The 19,012-nt window shown below is 60.5% G+C and carries 15 protein-coding genes; 3 read left to right on the forward strand and 12 right to left on the reverse strand.

Annotation, left to right across the window (positions count from 1 at the left end):
- Nucleotides 1-207: 207 nt before the first annotated feature.
- Nucleotides 208-3,192 (forward strand): N-6 DNA methylase, encoded by a 2,985-nt coding sequence (locus IPK70_10390; protein MBK8227568.1) that lies wholly within the window; start codon nt 208-210, stop codon nt 3,190-3,192.
- A 126-nt stretch (nt 3,193-3,318) separates the two neighbouring features.
- Here the strand turns inward: IPK70_10390 and IPK70_10395 are convergent, their stop codons facing one another.
- The 10 genes from IPK70_10395 to IPK70_10440 all read right to left on the reverse strand — a co-directional run bounded on the left by IPK70_10395 (nt 3,319) and on the right by IPK70_10440 (nt 13,064).
- On the reverse strand, nt 3,319-5,106 hold the full coding sequence (locus IPK70_10395) for a 5'-nucleotidase C-terminal domain-containing protein (GenBank protein MBK8227569.1): 1,788 nt from the start codon (nt 5,104-5,106) through the stop codon (nt 3,319-3,321).
- Complete coding sequence (locus tag IPK70_10400; GenBank protein ID MBK8227570.1) at nt 5,103-6,212, reverse strand: c-type cytochrome; 1,110 nt, start codon at nt 6,210-6,212, stop codon at nt 5,103-5,105. The genes IPK70_10395 and IPK70_10400 overlap by 4 nt, the downstream gene beginning before the upstream one ends.
- A gap of 12 nt (nt 6,213-6,224) precedes the next feature.
- Nucleotides 6,225-6,731 (reverse strand): YeeE/YedE family protein, encoded by a 507-nt coding sequence (locus tag IPK70_10405; protein MBK8227571.1) that lies wholly within the window; start codon nt 6,729-6,731, stop codon nt 6,225-6,227.
- Between the two features lie 4 nt (nt 6,732-6,735).
- The gene (locus IPK70_10410) at nt 6,736-7,299 is read right to left on the reverse strand and encodes a YeeE/YedE family protein (GenBank protein MBK8227572.1); all 564 of its coding nucleotides are present in this window, start codon (nt 7,297-7,299) and stop codon (nt 6,736-6,738) included.
- A 218-nt stretch (nt 7,300-7,517) separates the two neighbouring features.
- Entirely contained in the window at nt 7,518-8,930 is a 1,413-nt protein-coding gene (locus tag IPK70_10415; protein ID MBK8227573.1) for an MBL fold metallo-hydrolase, read from the reverse strand.
- 45 nt (nt 8,931-8,975) lie between these two features.
- Entirely contained in the window at nt 8,976-9,776 is an 801-nt protein-coding gene (locus IPK70_10420; protein ID MBK8227574.1) for a sulfite exporter TauE/SafE family protein, read from the reverse strand.
- A 2-nt stretch (nt 9,777-9,778) separates the two neighbouring features.
- The gene (locus tag IPK70_10425; GenBank protein ID MBK8227575.1) at nt 9,779-10,105 is read right to left on the reverse strand and encodes a winged helix-turn-helix transcriptional regulator; all 327 of its coding nucleotides are present in this window, start codon (nt 10,103-10,105) and stop codon (nt 9,779-9,781) included.
- Between the two features lie 72 nt (nt 10,106-10,177).
- Nucleotides 10,178-11,302, reverse strand: a complete 1,125-nt coding sequence (locus IPK70_10430) for a ribonuclease D (protein MBK8227576.1) — start codon at nt 11,300-11,302, stop codon at nt 10,178-10,180.
- Between the two features lie 27 nt (nt 11,303-11,329).
- Complete coding sequence (locus IPK70_10435; GenBank protein MBK8227577.1) at nt 11,330-12,421, reverse strand: NTP transferase domain-containing protein; 1,092 nt, start codon at nt 12,419-12,421, stop codon at nt 11,330-11,332.
- Nucleotides 12,411-13,064, reverse strand: a complete 654-nt coding sequence (locus IPK70_10440) for a SprT-like domain-containing protein (GenBank protein MBK8227578.1) — start codon at nt 13,062-13,064, stop codon at nt 12,411-12,413. Before IPK70_10440 ends, IPK70_10435 begins: the two co-directional genes overlap by 11 nt.
- 284 nt (nt 13,065-13,348) lie before the next feature.
- On the opposite strand from IPK70_10440, the gene IPK70_10445 reads away from it, so the two are divergent.
- Nucleotides 13,349-14,089: an ABC transporter permease gene (locus IPK70_10445; protein ID MBK8227579.1), complete on the forward strand. Its 741-nt coding sequence runs from the start codon at nt 13,349-13,351 to the stop codon at nt 14,087-14,089.
- Nucleotides 14,086-14,844 carry an ATP-binding cassette domain-containing protein gene (locus IPK70_10450; protein ID MBK8227580.1) on the forward strand — a complete coding sequence of 253 codons (759 nt, stop codon included), beginning with the start codon at nt 14,086-14,088 and terminating at the stop codon, nt 14,842-14,844. Before IPK70_10445 ends, IPK70_10450 begins: the two co-directional genes overlap by 4 nt.
- 83 nt (nt 14,845-14,927) lie before the next feature.
- Here IPK70_10450 and IPK70_10455 read toward each other — a convergent pair whose 3' ends face one another.
- Both IPK70_10455 and IPK70_10460 read right to left on the reverse strand, forming a co-directional pair.
- Nucleotides 14,928-16,802, reverse strand: a complete 1,875-nt coding sequence (locus IPK70_10455; GenBank protein MBK8227581.1) for a T9SS type A sorting domain-containing protein — start codon at nt 16,800-16,802, stop codon at nt 14,928-14,930.
- A 260-nt stretch (nt 16,803-17,062) separates the two neighbouring features.
- Nucleotides 17,063-18,973, reverse strand: coding sequence for a T9SS type A sorting domain-containing protein (locus tag IPK70_10460; protein MBK8227582.1), 1,911 nt, complete (start codon nt 18,971-18,973; stop codon nt 17,063-17,065).
- Nucleotides 18,974-19,012 lie beyond the last annotated feature (39 nt).

The following is a 19,012-nucleotide window of genomic DNA, read 5'->3' on the forward strand; positions in this document are numbered from 1 at the left end:
GGCGTTCCGGCTCGAAGACTCGCCGTCGGGCCATTCGCTCGCAGTCCTCGCCGCCCTCGTGCCTCGGTCGGCTGTGGGCTACCCGCTGCTGTCCCTAACGCGAAAAGCCGATCACGCGGCTGAAGTTCATATCCCACTAACACGGATCCCAGTTCGGTTGGCTTGGGGTTGGTAAGTTGCCGAAGAATTGCTGCTGGAATTTCCGTCATGCCACCTTCACCCACCAAAGAGGCCGCACGCACTGCGGTAGCCGAACTGGTCGCTCGATTCCGCGAGCAATACCAGAGTTACAAGCGCTCCGATTACAACGAGACCCAGGTCCGTCGCGATTTCATTGACCCCTTCTTCAAAGCCCTGGGCTGGGATGTGGACAATAGCGCGGGCAATGCCGAGGCATATAGAGAGGTGATCCATGAGGATCGCGTGAAGGTGGGGAAGGCGTTGAAAGCACCGGACTACAGCTTCAGACTAGAAGGCGGGAAGCGGCTGTTCTTCGTGGAGGCCAAGAAGCCGTTCGTGAAGGTGAAGAGCGAAGTGGAGCCGGCCTACCAGGTTCGTCGTTATGCCTGGAGCGCCAAACTTCCCATTAGCATCCTCACTGACTTTGAGGAGTTCAGCGTTTACGATTGCAGCAAGCAACCGAAGCAGGAGGACAAGGCCGCTGTAGCCCGTATCAAGTACATCACTTTCGAGGACTACGACAAGGAGTTCGAATTCCTGTGGAACACCTTCAGCAAGGAGCAGGTCCGCAAAGGAAGCTTTGACCAGTTCATCAAAAGCGATCGTGGAAAGCGCGGTACGGCCTCCGTTGATGCTGCATTCCTGGAGAGCTTGGATAGCTGGCGTACTTACCTGGCCACCAACATCAGCTTGAAGAACCGGGACCTCGACGAAGAGTCGTTGAACCACGTTGTGCAACAGACCATCGACCGCATCATCTTCCTGCGCATTGCCGAGGACCGCGGCGTTGAACCCTACGGCGAGTTGATGGCCTGCACCAAGGAAGGCGGCGACCTGTATCCGAATCTCTTCAAGCTCTTCCGACGCGCAGACACCAAGTACAACAGCGGGTTGTTCGACTTCCGCAAGGACAAGGTGAGCGCGAACGTGGTGATCGAGAACAAGATCATCCGCACCATCATCGAGGATCTGTACTACCCGAAAAGCCCTTACGAATTCAGCGTACTGAGCGTGGAGATCCTGGGTAGTGCCTACGAGCAGTTCCTCGGCAAGCGCATCGTCATCGGCAAAGGCCATATCGCCAGCATCGAGCAAAAACCGGAAGTGCGGAAAGCCGGTGGCGTGTACTACACGCCGCAGTACATCGTGGACTACATCGTGCAGCGGACCGTCGGCGAACTCATCAAAGGGAAAACACCCAAGGAAGTGAAGGAATTGAAGGTGCTGGACCCGGCTTGCGGCAGTGGGAGCTTTCTCTTGGGCGCCTATCAGTACCTCCTCGACTGGCACAAGAACTACTACCGGGAGCATGCACCGATGAAAGGAAAGAAGAGAGATGAAGTGCTGCGCCCGGATGGTGAGTTGACCAGCGCGGTGAAGAAGGAGGTCCTGCTCAACAACCTGTATGGTGTGGACCTGGACCCCAATGCCGTGGAGGTCACCAAACTGAGCCTGCTACTGAAGTGCATGGAAGGTGAGACCACAGCAAGCATCCAGCACAGCTTGGACTTCGCCCACGAGCGCATCTTGCCGACGTTGGATGAGAACGTGTTGTGGGGTAATAGTCTGATCGACACCGACTACTACGATGCTGAGTTGGACCTTGGCGGCGACCGAAAGATCCGGCCGTTCAACTGGCAACGGTCCTTCCCACAAGTCTTCAAGATCAGGAAGCCCGACATGGATCAAGAACTGCTCGCTCAGGCAAGACGGGTGAAGCAGGACTTTGAAGAGCAACAAGAAAGAGCGGCTGCGTTATTGCGTAAGCAAGGGATCAGCGGGGTGGAAGAACCGCAGGCTCCGTACGCTCCGTACGCACGGCCAGCAGGAGGATTCGACGCTGTTATCGGCAACCCACCCTACGTTCTACTTCAGAACCTGGAGACGAAAGAATTCTTCAGCTACGCCTCCAACAAATACAACACGGCTCGGTACAAGATCGACACCTATCAACTTTTCGTTGAACGGGCGATCAATCTCCTCGCGCCAAATGGAAAGCTGGGATTCATCACACCGAACACCTTCTTGAAGAATATCCACGCTGAACCATTGCGTAGATTGCTGCTCGATAGGACGAAATTGGACGAGATACTGCTCCTCAACTATAACGTCTTCAGCCAGGCCAGCGTTGACACCTGCGTCTTTATTACAACGAAGGCGGACGCAAGAGCCAAGGGCAAGTTGAAGGTGATCAAGGCTGACGAAGCTTTCGAGCCACGCCCGATCGGCTTAGTGGAACAGGCTTCGTTCGCAGCAAACCCGAGAGCCGACTTCATCTTGGACGTAAGCGCCTCCGACAAGAGGCTCATTCAAAAGATACAGGGACAGTCACGCCCTCTGGGTGATACGCACGGTGCTTACTTCGGTATTCAGGCATGGGACAGAAAGAAGCATGTCGCCGATAAGAAACTCAGCAAGAGCTACCAGCCCGTGGTAGATGGTGCCGATATCGAATCCTTCGGTCTTCGGTCACAATCCCTCTTTGTCCTTTTCACCTCTGAGGGCGTGAAGAGCGGTGGAAACGAAACGATCCATCAACAAGACAGGATCTGTATTCGCCAAGTGGGTCACTACCCTATCGCCACAGTTGTTCCTGGCGGGCTGTTCGCGATGAACTCCCTCTACAACGTCTATGGGCGGGCATCGAACGCCCCAGACCTGTACTTCGTGTTAGGTGTGATGAACAGCCGTTTGAATCGCTACTTCTGGGGTAAAGTCCATTCCGACCAGAAGAGGACTTTCCCGAAGATCAAGAAGGAGGCGATCCTATCCATACCCATCAAGGTCGCGAAAACCAAATCGGAGGAAGAGTCCAAAGCGCGGGTCTCCGTATTGACGAAGTCGCTGGTTACTTTTAAAAAAGACCAGTTCGCCAAGCACGGACACTTGAAGGATAAGATGGCAGAAGACAAGGCTGCGCACCTGGAGCAGCGTATCAATGAGGCGATCTTCGAACTGTATGGATTGGATGCCACAGAGATCGCACTCATCGAATCGGCACAAGCCAAGTGATCGTTTTGCGGTGGGGATCGTACCGAAAAGCCCGGAGCCGTTGCGAGGTGGAACGACGAAGCAACGGCGAGGACTTGGAGGCCTTCGACTTCGCTCAGTCCAAAGTCCAAGCACGGCGGCGCCGTCCTACCTGAACTCGTAGTCATACCCCTCCAGCTGGCTCAACAGGTCCTGCGGCGCGTCCGTAGCGGTGATCCGCCCTTCCACCTTCGGTGCCACCGGGGAGAACTTGCCGAAGTACTCACGCAGGATGGTGTGCATGGTGATGTTCGCGCGGCGCGGGTTCTTCACCTTCTCCATGCGGCATAGCGTGTCATCGGGATCGCCTTCGCGTTCGCAGGCGGCGATGAGGTAGCTGCGCGACAGGTCGATCGGCTTCTTGCCCACCTTGATCCAGTTCACGCGTTTGCCCATGTCGTTGTGCATGGTGAAGTTGGCCGTCATGCCTTGGAAACGCACCACCCAGCCGCCGAAGCGCTTCGCCGGATCCTTCGCGAACACGTTATGCAGTTCCTTCTCCAGCCAGTCCCACACCTGCTGACCGGTCGCCTCGCCGTACTTGGCGTCGCTGTCCACCGGGATCATGCTCCACAGGTGGTCGTTGGTGATGGGTGTCGGGGTCTTGCCATCGGCCACGATCGGCGGACAGAAGCGGAAGCCGTTGCTGATCGCGATGTCCGGCTTCAGCTTCCACATCAGCGCGTCGGTGATCAGGTTGTCCATCGGGTTCTCGATCACGTAGTAGCGCACCAGCGTGTTCTTCGTGCTGCCGACGACCTTGCCCAGCTGCTCCTTGTACGGCGCGCTCACCTCGTCCACGAGTTGGAGCATGCCCTGGTCCGCCGGGTACTTCTCCGGGTCCACATCCAGCAGCTCGTAGTGGCTGTCCTTCACCTTGCCGTCCTCAACGACCACATCCAAGCGAGCGAGGAACGATCCGAAGGAGCCGGGCTCCACCACCTTGCTGTACTTCGCCGCGATGGGTTTGCGCACGCGTTCGTGCGTATCGGCACCGAGGATCAGGTCCGCGCCTTCCACCTCGGGCTTGTTCGCCAGGTCCACTTGCTGCGCGAGGCCCATGTGCGTGACCAGGAAGACCATGGCGCACTGCTCGTAATCGCGCAGGATGCGGATGTACTTCGCCACGTTCACCTCCGGCTTCGTGAACTTGATGCCACAGCTGTACGCCGGTGACTGCCGTTTGGGCGTGAGCGGATCGTTGTAGCCGATGAAGCCGATCTTCACCCCGGCGATCATGCGCGTCCAGTAGGGCTGGAAGATCATCTCGCCCACGAGGTCGGCGTTGGGGTCCTTCGTGTCACCGCAGTAGTCCGCCAGTTTCTCGTGCCACATGTTCGCGCAGATCTTCGCCGCGCGGTAGCCGCCGAGGTCCTTCAGCATCATTTCCTTGCCGTACACCACTTCCCAGTTGCCGGGCAGGATCAGGTCGTAGCCGATGCGGTTCATCAACGGCACGATCGCGCGGCCCTCGCTCATGGCCGCAACACCGCCTCCTTGGAAACAATCACCACCATCGATCACGAGGGTGTTGGCCGGATCCTCCGCGCGCAGCTTATCGATCATCGTCTTCAGCACACCGTAGCCGCCGCGTTTCTTGTACACGGGCTTGCCGTTCTCCATGAAGAACTCGTCGTGCGTGTGCAGTTGCGCGTGTATGTCGCTCGTGAAGAGGATGGTGAACTTCTCGGCTTTTCCGCTCTGAAGGGCGTTGCTGCGAACGAGCTCATCGCGGCTTTGCGCATCGCCAAGCGCGCCCATGGCCACCGTGGGGCCCAGCGTCAGCCCCGCGCCCAAGGCACCAAGCGATTTCAGTGCTTGCCTCCGGCTCACGCTGTACGCGGCCTCATCATGGTCGCTGCAGGTGCAGCCGGGCGGGTGGATGATCTCGCTCATGGGTTCTTGTAGTAGGCGACGATAGGCCCGAAGGGACCGTATTTGTGCTGTTGCTCCGTGAAGCCGTCGGCGAAAGGCCCGAATGGATGATCGACGGGTTTCTTGCTGATGTCAGGCCAGTCACCGGTGAGATCCCGATCCGGACGCGGCTGGGAGTTCACATAGGCGGCCACGTCCCAGGCTTCTTCATCAGTGAGCTGCGGAGCCTTGTGGGTCACGCCCTGCGGCATGTTGGCTTTCACGTATCCGGCGAAGCGGCTTAGGCGATAGAGCCCTGCGCCATTGTTGTAGCTCAATGGCCCCCACAGCGGCGGATAGAGTCGCGTGACGCCATCGGCCTTCAGCATGCCTTGCCCGTCCTTGCCGTGGCACGAAGCGCATTTGAGATCGAAGACCTGCTCACCGCGCTTGTGGTCTGCCGCGCGATCGAGGAAGGCCAGTTCCACGATGCCCGATCCCTTGGGCTTCTGGTCACGCGGGATCCCGGTGCCCAACCATTCCAAATAGGCCACGATGGCGCGCATCTCACGGCCGGTGCTGTCCAGCGGGGTGCCGTTCAGGCTGCGTTCCACGCAATCGTTCACGCGCTTCACCACGGTCTCGAGCTTCCCGCTGCGCGCACGGATCTTCGGATAGGTGCTCCAGACAGCGCCGTAGTTGTTGCCCCAGGGTTTGGTGCCGGCATCGAGGTGGCAGTTCTGGCAATTCAGCGCGTTCGTGTTCTGCATCACCGTTCCGTTCGGGCCGATGTAGTGCGCGGTGTTCGCGATCAGCTCGCGGCCGTAGCGGACCAGGACTTCGCGTTCGTCATCGAGGAAGGCCAATCTCGTGGTGTCAGCACCGCTCCACAGGCCATCCGGATCATAAGAGGCAGCTTGCGGCAGCGGCTCAGGGGCTGGTGCTTTCGTGTCGAGGAGGTCGGGAGGAAGGAAGAACTGAGCGACCACGAGCGCGAGCAGGATCCAGGTGATGCGCTTGCTCCAGCTCAGGCCTCCTTTGCGCGGATGCCCGATGCGCTCCTGCAAGGTGGCCAGCGCATCATCGAGCACGTAGAGCACCACCAGGACAAGGATGGTGGCGAGAAGGACGATCGCAGGCACGAGCATGGCCGTGCGTGATCAGTGAGGCAGTTTCTCGCGAAGAAGGCCGTACACCCAGGTGCCCGCGACCGCGCTCACGAAGGTCACGATCACCACGCTGAAGCCCGCCCCCATTTGAGCGAACAGCGGACCAGGGCAAGCGCCGGTGATGGCCCAGCCGAGGCCGAAGAGCAGGCCACCGATCACCTGGCCCTTGTTGAACTCCTTCTTCGGGATGTGGATCTCCTCGCCGTGGATGGTCCTTGCCTTCGTGCGCTTGATGAGCTGCACGCTGATGAGCCCGACCACCACCGCCGTGCCTATCACGCCGTACATGTGGAAGCTCTCGAAGCGGAACATCTCCTGGATGCGGAACCAGCTGATGATCTCGGCCTTGACGAAGACGATGCCGAAGAGGATGCCCCAGGCGCTGTACTTGAAGTTGTGCCACCACGGGTGCACCAGCTCGCTCTCATTCACGCAGATCGCGTCGAGCTCACGCTTCTGCAGGTCAGCGGCTGGTGCCTGTTGGAAGTCGTTCTTCATGTCTTCAGAGTGTGAGGAGGAAGGGAAGGATGAACCAGGTCATGATGATGCCGCCGACCATGAACATGATGGTGGCCACCAAGCTGGGCCACTGCAGGCTGCTGAGGCCCATGATGGCGTGGCCACTGGTGCAGCCGCCAGCGTAGCGCGTGCCGAAGCCCACGAGGAAACCGCCGATCACGAAGAAGATCAGGCCGCGCACGGTGAAGAGCTGCTCCCAGCTGAAGATCTCGGCAGGCAGCAGATGGCCCGTGTCCGTGATGCCCTTGCTCGTGAGGTATTCGGCGGTCGGCTCGGCCAGCACGATCGGGTTCGGGTCGCTCAGGAAGCGCGCGGCGATGAAAGCTCCCACCGCGATGCCGCCCACGAAGAAGAGGTTCCATGCTTCCTTCTTCCAATCGTACTTGAAGAAGGAGATGTTCGCGGGCAAACAGGCCGCGCACAAATGGCGCAGCGAACTGCTGATCCCGAAGGTCTTGTTGCCCACGAGCAGCAGGTAGGGCACCGTGAGGCCGATGAGGGCGCCGGCGATGTACCAGGGCCAGGGTTGTTTGATCGCTTCGAGCATGGTGGTGGTGATCAGATGATCAGATGATGAGATGATCAGGAAATGGAATGCCTCCTTGGCGGTTATACATCATCTGAACTTCTGATCCTCTCAATTTCTGATCCGGGGTTTGCATTGTTCGGGGAGGTGTTGTTGATCAGATAATGAGATGATCAGATATTGGAATGCCTCCTTGGTTGGCGAACATCATCTGATCCTCTGATCATCTCATTATCTGATTACTTGATCAGCGTGCTCGGGCACACGTAATCCGTCACCTTCACGCCGGTCCTTTTTATCGCATTGAATCCGCCGCGCACTTCCACGAGGTTGTGATAGCCGCGCGCTTTCAGCAGGCTCACTGCGATCATGCTCCGATAGCCACCGGCGCAATGCACGTAGTTCGTCTCCTCCTTGCTGAACGCCGCGAGGTTCTGGTTGATGTACTGCAGCGAGGCATGCCATGCGCCATCAACGTGCTCAGCCTCATACTCGCCATCCTTGCGCACGTCCACCACGCGCAGTTTGCCGGCATTCAAGCGCTTGGCGAATTCCTCTGCATCGATGCGCTCGATGGTGTCCGCCTCCTTGCCGCCCGCCTTCCACGCGCTCATGCCGCCATTCAGGAAGCCGAGCACATTGTCGTAGCCCACGCGGGCGAGGCGGGTCACCGCTTCCTCCTCCATGCCTTCATCGGTCACGAGCAGGAGCGGGTGCTTAACATCAGGGATCATGCTGCCCACCCATGGCGCGAAATCACCCTTGATGCCGATGTTGATGCTGCGCGGGATGAAGCCGTCCTTGAAGTCCTCAGCGTTTCGTGTGTCGAGCACCAGCGCGCCTTCGGTCTCGGCAACCAGCTCGAATTGGTCGGGGGTGAGGGCGCGCATGCCGCGTTCCTTCACGCTGTCCACGCTCTCGATCACGCCTTTGTTCAAGGCCACGTTCTGCGGGAAGTAGGCAGGCGGAGGAAGCAGGCCATCGGTCACTTCCTTGATGAACTGCTCCTTCGTGGCCGCCTTCAGCGCGTAGTTGTCCCGTTTCTGATTGCCCAGCGTGTCGAAGGTCTCTTTGCTCATGTTCTTGCCGCAAGCGCTGCCGGCACCATGCGCGGGGTACACGATCACGTCATCGGGCAGGGGCATGATCTTGTTGTGCAGGCTGTCGTAGAGGAAACCGGCGAGGTCCTCCTGCGTCAGTGATCCCATCTTCTGCGCCAGGTCCGGACGGCCCACATCGCCGATGAAGAGCGTATCGCCGCTGAAGATCGCGTGCGGCTTGCCGTTCTCATCCTTCAGGAGGTAGGTGGTGCTCTCCATGGTATGGCCAGGCGTGTGCAGCACGGTGATGGTCACCTTGCCCACGTTCAGCACCTCTCCGTCGGAAGCGATGTGCGCCTCGAACTGCGGATTCGCATTGGGCCCGTACACGATGGGCGCGCCGGTCTTCTTGCTGAGGTCGAGATGGCCGCTCACGAAGTCGGCGTGAAAGTGCGTTTCCAGCACGTACTTGATCTTGGAGCCGCTCTGCTTCGCGCGCTCGAGATAGGGTTGCGTTTCACGCAGCGGGTCAATGATCACCGCCTCGCCGTTGCTCTCGATGTAGTATGCGCCCTGTGCCAGGCAGCCGGTATAGATCTGTTCGATTTTCATGGTCTCGGGGAGTTGTTGGGGCAGCGAATTCGCTGCCCTTACGGGTTAGCTGAGTTGAGAGAGTTCCCTTCCGATGATGTACACGCCCATGACGAGCACGAACCATCCGAAGGCGGGTTTGAGCTTCTCGTTGGGGATGCGTTTACTGAGCATGGATCCTGCAAGGATGCCGAGCACCGCTACTGCGCTGAAGAGGCCGAGGAAGCGCCAATCGATGAGCTCATCGCCCCGCAGGTCGCCTGTGAAGCCGATGAGCGATTTGGCCGCGATGATGATGAGCGAGGTGCCTACCGCCTGCTTCATGGGAAGCTTCGCCAGCAGCACCAGCGCCGGGATGATGAGGAAGCCCCCGCCTGCGCCCACCAGGCCCGTGATGGTGCCGACAACAGCACCTTCCCCAAGGATCAGCGGATAGTTGAACTTTGCTTCGCCGGAGACGCCGCTCGGTGCCTTCGGCTTGCGGATCATGCTGTAGGCTGCGGCCACCATGAGCAGCGCGAAGAAGATGAGCATGCCCAGCGCCTTGCTCACGGCAACGCCGCCCGCGTTGAAGAGCGGGTCGGGCAAAGCTGGCACCAGCCATGCCCTCGTGGCGAAGACCGCCGCGATGCTGGGTATGCCGAACACCACCGCTGTGCGCCAGTGGATGTTGCCGAGGCGCATGTGGCTGAGGCTGCCGATCAGGCTCGTTAAGCCCACGATGAAGAGCGAGTAGGCCGTGGCGAGCACCGCATCGATATGGAAGAGGTACACGAGTATGGGCACGGTGAGGATGCTGCCGCCACCGCCGATGAGGCCGAGGGACAGGCCCATGATGATCGCGCCGATGTAGCCGAGGATCTCCATGCTCATAGTTGCTCGCAGCAGTTCTCCAGGCACGAGACGATATTCATGAACTCGGTGCGCTTCAGGCTCCAGTAGGTGTACTTGCCTTCCTTCTCGCAGGTGAGCAGGCCTTTATCGCGCATCAGGGTGAGGTGCTGGCTGAGGATGGCTTGCTCAATGCCGAGGATTCCCTCAAGCTCCCGGTTGCACAGCCGGGCGTGCTGGCTAAGGGCATCGAGGATGTCGAGCCGCTGTGGATGGGCCGATGCCCGCAGCAATTCGCTGGCGCGGACGAGCTTCTCAGGTCCGACCCGCTCGTGCAGGCTCTCGGTGGTGGTGATTGCGGTCATGGACGGCGCAAACGTATAGCTATGCCTCTATGTGAATCGGTGAGTTTGCTCACCAATGCGAACGCGCCTGACCTATAGCGCCTTGAGCAGGTCCGCTCCGAAGTGCTGCACCTGATAGCGCCGCATGCCGGGCACCGCTGCCAGCGCGGCGATGTCACCTGGTAAGGTCCGGGCCATTTCAGCGAGCATCTGGTTGCTGGCCACGATGCCCATGCGCAGGTCGTGCTCCTGGGTGAGCCGATCGCGCACTTGTTTCAGGCGCTTGAGTCGATCATCGTAATCCGGATCCCGGGGCCAGCGCTTGCCTCGGGGCACCTGAGGCCATTGGTCCTTCGGCGATTCTTGCGCGCGCTTCACGGCCTCCAGGAGATCCTTCCCGTGGCGCTGCAGCAACCGATCGCCGATGCCTTTGCGGGCGCTCAGCTCCTTCATTGATTTCGGTGGATCGGTGGCCAAGGAAAGCAAAGCCTCGTTGCCCATCACCATGAATGGTGCGCGGTCCATCCGCTCGGCAATTCGCTCGCGCAAGGCATGCACCTCCCGGAGGATCGCCAGCTGCTGGGGCTTCAGCAGTTTGGCGGTCTTGATCCGCAGGAAGCCGGGCTCGTCGTCCACAGGCAGATTGAACGGCGCATCGGTGAGCAGGCCGAACTCCTCTACGGCCCAATCCCATCGGTTCTTGGCGATCAGCTTTTCCTTGAGGATATCGCGCAGCGCGATCAAGTGGCTGGTATCGCCGGCTGCATAGCTGAGCATGTCTGCCGGGAGCGGGCGCTTGCTCCAATCGGCCTTCTGGAACTTCTTGTCCACCTGCACGCCCTGGTACTTCATCAGCAGTGAGGCCAGGCCGATCTCCGGCTCGTTGATCAGCTCAGCGGCCACAAGCGTGTCGAACACGTTCTCGACCCGGATGCCATGGTACCTGGCCAGGATCCGCAGGTCGTAGTCAGCGTCGTGGATCACGACTTCCATGGCCTTGTCCGATAACAGGTGGGCCAATGGCCGCAGGTCCGGGAGCACCAAGGGGTCAACGAGGAAGGTGCGGTCGCGGGTGCTGAGTTGCACCAGGCAAACCTGCTCCTTGAAGCGGTGGAAACTGCTCGCTTCCGTATCCAGGGCGATGATCTCAGCGCGGCCCAGTTCCGCGGCGCGGGCGGCCAGTGCAGCTTGCGCGGTGATGAGTTCGTAGCTGGCCACGGGCGTGTGCGAGGCGTTTCGAAATGGTCAGATGTAGCGTTCGCCGCTCTCGGCCGTGAGCTCGTTCACGAATTGCTTGATCTGCTGCTCGTCGCGCTTGCGGCATACCAGGAGCGCGTCGTTCGTGCTCACCACGATGCAATCCTCGAGGCCTTGCAGCACCAGCAGGCGGTCGTCGTGCGCATGCACCACATTGCCGCTGCATCCATAGAGCTTCACCGCGCTCCCGATTGCGGCGTTGCCGGCTTCATCCTTCGGGAGGTGCGTGTACAGGCTGCCCCAGGTGCCCAGGTCGCTCCATCCGAACTCGCTGGCCACAGTGAGCACATTGCCCGCCTTCTCCATGATGCCGTAGTCGATGCTCTCGCTGGCGCACTCCGCATAGATCGATGCGATCGCCTCTGGTTCTCGCGGCGTGCCGAAGTCTTTGCGGCGAGCCTCGAAAAGCGCGCTCATCTCAGGCAGGTGGTCATGGAAGGCCTTGTTGATGCTCCTGAGGCTCCAGATGAAGATGCCCGCGTTCCAGAGGAAATCGCCGCTCTCAACGAAGCGCTGGGCGGTGGCATGGTCGGGTTTCTCTGAAAAGGTCTTCACGGATTTCACGCGTGGATGCACGGTGGACGCACCCTCGGTGAACTGGATGTAACCGTAGCCGGTATCGGGCCGGCTGGGCATGATGCCAAGGGTGACGAGGCAATCGCTTGCACCGGCCTGCCGCACGGCCAAGCGTATGGTGTCGTGGAAGGCTTCTTCCTTCAATACCAAGTGGTCACTGGGCGCTACGATGATCCGCGCATCGGGGTCACGAGCGCCGATCACGGCATTGGCATAGGCCACGCAAGGTGCCGTATTTCGCCGCTGCGGCTCCTCCAGGATCTGCCATGCATTCAGGTCGGGCAATTGCTCGCGCACGATGGCGGCGTAGCGGGCGTTGGTCACTACCAGGATCCGCTCGCTTCCGCAAAGCGGCAGGAATCGGTCGTAGGTCTGCTGGAGGAGCGTGCGCCCCAATCCGAGGAAATCGAGGAACTGCTTGGGATAGGCCGTGCGGCTCATGGGCCAGAAGCGGCTTCCGACGCCGCCGGCCATGATCACGCACCAGGAATGCTCAGGAGTCATGCGGGCCGCAAGGTATTGGCTCGGCTGCAGGCAGGGGCAGCGGTTGTGCCGCCCGAACCTCAATCAGCGGCGGCATCAGGAAGGTGCGGCAGTCGTTCAGGCACAGGCAGCGGTACCGGGTGCGCTGGCGCTGTCCCTTCACGTACAGGGCTTTGTGGTACCCGAAGACCGCCCGTTCGGGCAATCGTTCCAGCAATAGCCCGGGCCTGGGATCGTGCCGGTGGAGCGCGCGCATGAGTTGGGGGTCGGCGCAGCTGCTGGCTGCGGGCCGTCGGAGGTGAAGGGTAAGGGCGAGCAGCACGTCAGGAGGCACCACAGCTGGGCTGAGCATGGGTCGGAGCAGCCGTTGATAGGCGCGCTTCCATTCCGCCCCATGCGGTTCAGCGCGAGGCGATTCAAGGAATACAGCGTGGTGCGCGAATTCGTGGACCAGGGTGACGAGGAAGGCGTACGGATTGAGGTCGCCGTTCACCGTGATGCGAGGTGAGGAGCCCCTGAAGTCGTTGCGGTAATCGCCCAGCTTCGAGCGTCTCGGCCTGGTGACCCGCACCTGAATGGGGTGAGCGCGAAGCCATTCGAGCACTGGTGGCCAAGCGGCTTCGGGCAGATGGCCACGCAAGGCATCCAGTGACGATGCGCGCATGAGCGTGGGTATCAGATTTCCCGCGCCGCTTCAGCACCCGGGACCGATGGCGGCATCGAGCTGGCACGAGCGCCATCTCCTGATCTGGGCGGCAGGTGATTGAAATGCGGGCAATCGCAGCCGCGCTTCTTCCGGTATTTCTTCGGCTTCTGGGACCCGCAGCCCATGGCCATCAAGGCCAACAGCAGCATCGGCAACCAACGGCTCATCGTGCGCAATCCCATGCGGCGCCAAGGTAAGCGCGCGGGCGTGCGGGCTACTTTCGCCCCGCACCCGATCCAGCCTTGCGCATCCTCTTCCATATCGGCCAGTACCTGCTGCTGCTGCGCGAGACCTTCATGCGGCCTGAGCGCCTCAGCCTTTACTGGTCCCGCACCTTGGAGGAGATGGACCTGCTCGGAGTGAAGAGCCTTGGCATCGTGGCGCTGCTATCATCATTCATGGGTGCAGTGATCACCATCCAGACCAAGACCAACATGGACAGCCCGCTGATCCAGGCCTGGGTGGTGGGCTTCGCTACGCGCCAGAGCACTATCCTGGAGTTCAGCCCCACGGTGATCTCGCTGATCCTGGCGGGCAAGGTGGGCAGCAGCATAGCCGCCGAGATCGGCAGCATGCGCGTGAAAGAGCAGATTGACGCGCTCGACATCATGGGCGTGAATTCCGCCGGCTACCTCATCCTGCCGAAGATCGTGGCCACCATGGTCATCAACCCTTTCCTGATCATGATCAGCATGTTCCTGGGGATATTCAGCGGCTGGTTCGCTGGGGTGCTGACGGGCATCGTCCAGAGCGACGATTTCCTCACCGGCATCCAGCTCGATTTCAAGGTCTACCATGTGGTGTACGCTCTCATCAAGACCGTCGTGTTCGCCTTCCTCATCGCCACGGTGAGCGCCTACCAGGGCTACTATACTCGCGGCGGCACCCGCGAGGTGGGGGTTAGCAGCACGCGCGCGGTGGTGTTCAGCAGCATGGCCATCCTGTTGGCCAACCTCATCCTCACGCAGATGCTGCTGCTATGATCACGGTCGAAGGACTCGGCAAGCGGTTCGGCAGCGTGCAGGTGCTCGAGGGCATCGATGCGGAGTTCCGGAAAGGGAAGGTCAACCAGGTCATTGGCCGCAGTGGCTCGGGTAAGAGCGTGCTGGCAAAGTGCATGGTGGGGCTGCACAGGCCTGAAGAAGGACGCGTGCTCTATGAAGGGCGGTCCTTCCACGACATGGAGCCCGAGGAGAAGCGCCTGATCCGCCAGCGCATCGGCATGCTCTTCCAGGGCTCCGCGCTCTTCGATAGCCTTTCAGTGATCGAGAACGTGATGTTCCCGCTGCGCATGTTCGGCACCATGCCGAAGGGAGAGATGGAGGATCGCGCCCACAGCTGCCTGAAGCGCGTGAGCATCATCGACAAGGATGCGCTCTACCCGGCGGAGCTGAGCGGCGGCATGCAGAAGCGCGTGGGCATCGCCCGGGCCATCGCCATGGAGCCGCAATACCTCTTCTGCGACGAGCCCAACAGCGGTCTTGACCCGCAGACCAGCATCGTCATCGACGACCTGATCAAGGCCATCACCGAGGAGACCGGCATCACCACCGTGGTGATCACGCACGACATGAACAGCGTGATGGAGACCGGGGAGCACATCCTCTTCATCCACAAGGGGCGCAAATGGTGGGAGGGCAGCCGGGAAGAGCTTCTGAACAGCGACAACAAGGAACTCAACGAGTTCGTCTTCGCGGGCAGCCTCATGCGGCAGGTGAAGAAGGCAATGGGCGGCTGATCCTGGGTGGCCTGATCGCCCCAATGAGAAGAAGAAGCCCCCGATGCGATCGCATCGGGGGCTTCCCTGTACTGGACTATCCCTTACTTCAGCGTCACGCGCTGCGCAGTGCTGGCCTTGCCGTCGCTCACGCGCACGGTGTACACGCCAGCGGCTTCTCCACGAAGGTCAAGGGTGGAGCTGCCGGTGGTGCGGGTATTCAGCACCTCGCGGCCCAGCATGTCCGTGACCTGGATGGTGAAGCTGCCGCCCTGCTCCGCACGGAACTGCAGCAAGCCATCGGTGCTGGGGTTCGGGAAGATGCTGATGCCAGCGAGCTCGTCGGCTTCGTCGATGCCGATCGAGGAGTTCATGGCCAAGCGGATGTGGTAAGCATTACCGTTGGTGTACACCTGATCCTGCGGAATCTCGATGCCAGCGGCCAGGCCGGGCTGGGGAACAGTGAGGTCATCAATGACGCGCATGTTGGTGGCCCCACCGCTGCTGTACATCTTGATGCCGACGAAGTAACCTCCGGGCTGGATATTGTACGGGCTGTCGAAAATCACCGTCACCTTGCCATCGGCGATGTGCGCGGCAGTGATCTCGGTCACATCCTGGTTCTCGTAGAGGGGTGCCTCCAATTGGCCGGAAGCGTTGAGCAACGTGTCCCAAACAGCAGGGAAGAAGTAAGCGCCCTCTTGTGAAGCGTTGGTGATGCCGATCTCCAAACCATAGACGGTGGTGGCCGTGGCGATCTCATAGTAGTTGAAGACCACCAGGCCATCAGCGGCATCCTCGAAGCTGTTGGTGCCAACGGAGGTCAGCGATTGGTAGCCGGCAGGGTGGTTGCCGATGCCATCCAGCGAGTACCAATCGTTGTTCACTTCGAAGTTGCGCAGATAGGTGTTGTTGTCCGTGTCGTCCTCCTGCGGGGTCTCCGTAGCGGCAAGCCCGAAGGTCGCGTTGTAAGTGCCGACACCCATGGCGCCCGGCAACGTGAAGCTCTCATCCCAAAGCCCAGCCTCACCGCTTGCAAGGTTCACAGGGCTGCTGGTGCTCAGGAAGGGTGTCGGGCCGGTGACGTTCATTGCCACGGTGGCGTTGGTCACGGCATTCACACCGAAGTTGAAGTACTCGCCACCGATCTGCATCGTGGGGTTCAACTGGTTCTGCGGGATGCGGCCATACTCCTCGCCGTTGCCGGTGTGGCTCAAGAAACCGCTCTCCATCACCAAATCGTAAGGGGGCTGGTCCATCACCTTGAAGTCATCGACGTACCATGCGTAACCCCAGATGCCGACAAAGAGCAGGCGCACCCATACCTGCGGCTGATCGCCAGCGGCGTCGGAGATGTTGATGCGGCGCAGCGTAGGATTGCCCGGAGAAACGCCCTGCGTGAGTTCACCAGGCTCGAACACGTAGAACACGTTGTTGAAGGCGCTGATGTCCGTGGTCGGCTCGAGCGTGGTTGGCCAATCGGTGTTGTTGGTGCTCACAACCAGATAGGTCTGCTCATTATTGAAGCGGCGGTACTGCGTTTGGAACTCCACGATCACGTTGGGGTAACCGACGGTGCTGAAGGAGTTGGCTGTGGTCAGGTTCGCACGCTCCAGATTCGCGGTGTTGTTGTTGCCGCCATCGGAGTTCACCATGGCGTAGCCATTGTCTGCAGTGGGGCTTTGGATCGCCGGGGTACCGTATTGGCCCGTTGAGACCAGGCCGGTGCCGATCTGCCATTCTACCGGGCTTGGAATCGTGCCCGCGTGATTGGTGCTGGTTGCCCAATCGCTGGCGTTGGAGAAATCGCTCTCCCAAAGGATGGTACTGCGCGCGCCACCCAGAAGCGGTCCCACCTGCACGGCAGGATCAAGAGAGGGCTTGGCGGTGAAGCGAGGGCCTTGGTAGGCCGTTTTCTGCGCGCTCACGGTGCCGGCAACGGCTACGCTGAGCAGCAGGGTCGAGTAGATCTTCTTCATCGTTTTAGGTTTTCGGGATCCACGAGGGGTTAGGGTGCAAAGAAACCACGCGTCACCTCATTTCCAAGGGATGGAACGGGTCACTTCGCCTGCCAATCTTGCTAGGCCGAGCAAGGCGGGTTTCAGGGCTACGAAGCCTTGTGTGACCAGCGGCGGATCAAGGCGCTCGCATCCCGAAGGTTGTGGTGTGCGGTTCAAGGAGGGATGAAATGAAGAGGGGCGCCGCAAGGCGCCCCTCTCGTGGAATCAGATCCGAAGGCCTAGCGCTCTACGCTCAGGCGCTTGGTCAGGGTCACATCGCCGGCGCGCAGGGTGTAGAGGTACAGGCCCTCGGTGAGGTCCTGCGTGCTCAACTGGCTGCGGTAGCTGCCTGCAGGGCGGAAACCCTCTGCAATGCGCTTCACCAGCTTTCCGCTCACATCGTGCAGCTCGATGACCACGCTGGCGCCTTTATCCAAGGTGTAAGGGATCACCGTGCTGTTGCGGCTGGGGTTCGGGATGTTCTGACCCAGTCCAACGCCCGCAGAGGAAGTGAAATCACCCACGCTGGCGGTCGGATCGAAGCTCATGCGCACCATCGGGGTGGTGGTGGTGTAGAACCAATCCTCGCCCTGGGTGGGGCTGATGTAGTAGATGAAGCTGGTCTGCTCCTCGCTGTTGCCGTTGTTCCCGATGCGGATGTTGCCGTAGCAGTGCACGGTGAGCATGTAATCCATCTGGGCATCGAGTGCCACGGGCGGGTTGAAATTGATGTTGGTGAAGTTGCTGCTGCCGTTGCCGCCGAGCATCGACTGCGCTACCACGACCTCCTCGCTGGTAGCGATGATCGGGAAGTCGGCCTGGCTCACGTCACGAAGCTCGGCCGTGATGATGGCGCCGATCTCGGAACCCGTGTTCAGGGCCACACGGGCGGCGTACAGGTTGGTTGCATTGGCAATGTAGAAGGTGTTGCCCAGGATCAGCACGCTGCCGTCGCCAGCGCCATCCTCGAAGCTGGTGATGGTCCCAAGGTCACGCGCGTAATCGTACTGGCTCACGCCGAAGCTGGCAGAACCGGTGTTGTCAGCAGGGGTCAGGTCCGGGTTGGTGGCGGAGATGGCGAAGGCCACGTCGTAAGTGCCGACCTCAGCGGGCGGAGTGAATGAAGGATTCACCCAGACCTTCTGCTCGGCAGGGCAGAGCGGGAAAGTGCCGAGGCTCTGGTCCTGGTTGAGCACCGTAGTGCCGCTGCGCGTCACCGTGAAGTTCGCCACGGTGCCGTCCTGCGGGATGGTGCTGTTGTTGAGCACGGTCATGTTCAAAGGCACAGGGCGAAGCTGGTTGAAGGGGAACAGGGAATAGCGGAGCGAATCGTAGGTCGCGGCCAGGTCGAGGTCAAAAGCGCTGGCAGAGGCGCTTACCACGCGAAGGTCGGCGTCGTAGAGCTCCACGATCTTCACGTCGTCCACCTGCCACTGGTAATGGCTGGTGCCCATATCGCCGTCGTGGCGGAAGCGGATCTTCACGCTGCTCGGGTTGCCTTCGATGGCGCAGCTCAGGTTCACCTTGCGAGTCTGGGTGGGGCTCACCGCGTTCACGGCGATATCAGCGCTCACCGCGAACCGATTGGGCCAGGTGGCGCCGCCATCCGTGCTCACTTCCACATAATGCGGTGCATTATCGCAGCAGTAACGCAGGCGCTGCTGGAATTGGAGTTCCACGTAAGGCGTGGCGCTCAGATCGAGAACGGGCGATTCCAAGCTGCCTTCCCATGCGGTGAACTGGTCTGTTGGCAGCGCGGTTGGGGTGTTACCCACCCAAGTGCAGTTGGCGCTGTCGCTGTTGAACATCATGAAGCCGTTGGCAGCCGTGGTGCTCTGGATGATCTGCGTGACCCCAGTGTAAGCGCCCAGCGGACCCGTGGTCTTGCGGCGCCAGATCGCGCCGTTGGGGCCGCTAACGGTCCAGGCGCCGACTCCATTATTGCCGTCCAGCCCGTTGGCGAAGTCCTCGCTCCAGATCACGTCACCGCCGTCGCGGCTGTCGTTCTCCTGGGCAGGAATGGATTGAATGTGATCGCGAGAGGGCGTCGCGGCGCGGAAATCCTTGCGGGCCGGTACGCTGTTCGCCCATTGGGCCATAGCGCCGCCAGCAACCAGCAAGGCAGGGAGCAGGAAGTAACGTTGGTTCATGATTTTGTTGGGTTTTCTGGTCCGAAGGGGCACGAAGCT

Source organism: Flavobacteriales bacterium, assembly GCA_016712535.1.
Classification (GTDB): Bacteria; Bacteroidota; Bacteroidia; order Flavobacteriales_F; family PHOS-HE28; genus PHOS-HE28.